The following is a 1,109-nucleotide window of genomic DNA, read 5'->3' as shown; positions in this document are numbered from 1 at the left end:
CGCTCTTCCGATCTTGCTCTTTTCGGCAGGTGGTGGCTAAATAATTCAGCGTCGCTAAACCAGGCCCTAACTCTAATGCATTACTTGCCCATCGCTCACCTAATTGGTACAAGGTTTTGTCGAGAGTCGGTGTGATTTCCAGTTCACTGAATTCACCGCGAGCACCAAAGATAGTTAAATAGTCTTCAATGGTGATATGATCTTGAACTTGTGTATCTTCTTTTGTTTCTGGGTATAGCCAGCACAATTTATCGCTATTTGGTTCGACCACAAAGATAGGCCATTGATAGCTTCGAAAGACTTCATAAACAGAAAGGAGTCGGTGTCTTAATCCACAGCTGGCATTCAGTTTAATTTCTTCTCCACGTTTTTTGAGATCGTCAGCAAGTACTTTTATTGATTGCTTGATTAAAGCGGTATTAGTGACTGATGGAATGATGAATAACTCTGAAGTAATAGCGCGTTTTTCGAGCACTTTAGATAAGCGGAGGTACGCGGCCTCTTGAGTTGTATCACCAATAAATACGATGTGCGAGCTAATGGTACGATGATCCAGCAGTGGGGTAACAAGGCGGATAGGATCTTGATCAATAATCCCAACATGAACTGCCATAACTTTTCCTCAAGTTCAGCTTGCAACAAAGAGTGAGTAAGGAGAGCACTGCAAGCGGTGTAAGTTAGATATGATGATGATCCCATAGAAAAACAAGGGCGACTTTAAATTAAAGTCGCCCAACGGATAAATCGAAGCTTTGGTTTTGTATTTTCTAACGATTACAATTTAAAGCGATGCACCAACTCTCCTTGCTGACTAGCTAAGCGAGTGAGGTTTGCACTGGTGTCTGCAATTTCAGACATCGCCTGATAGCTTGAATCAGCAATTAGGTTTATCTCTTCAATGTTTTTGGCAATCTCAGAGGTGGTTTCATTTTGCTCACTCGCTGCTTGAGAAATATGCGAACTCATGTGGCTTATTTCTAAGATGAGCGCTTGAATTTCTTCCATTGCACTGTTGGCATTGGAAGCCTGTTCAACCGAGAGTTCCATATCATTCTTACAGCTTTCGATCACTTTACTGGCCGATGATGAACTGAGATCGGAAGAGCGGT

The 1,109-nt window shown here is 42.2% G+C and carries 2 pseudogenes; both read right to left on the bottom strand.

The window, feature by feature from the left end:
- Positions 1 to 613 (bottom strand): annotated as a pseudogene (locus ACP45E_RS00345) (Card1-like endonuclease domain-containing protein); the annotation flags it as partial.
- A 161-nt stretch (positions 614 to 774) separates the two neighbouring features.
- Positions 775 to 1,109 (bottom strand): annotated as a pseudogene (locus ACP45E_RS00340) (methyl-accepting chemotaxis protein); the annotation flags it as partial.

The organism is Vibrio genomosp. F10 str. 9ZD137, assembly GCF_049974785.1.
Lineage (GTDB): Bacteria > Pseudomonadota > Gammaproteobacteria > Enterobacterales > Vibrionaceae > Vibrio.
This window is presented reverse-complemented; position numbering and strand designations above follow the sequence as displayed.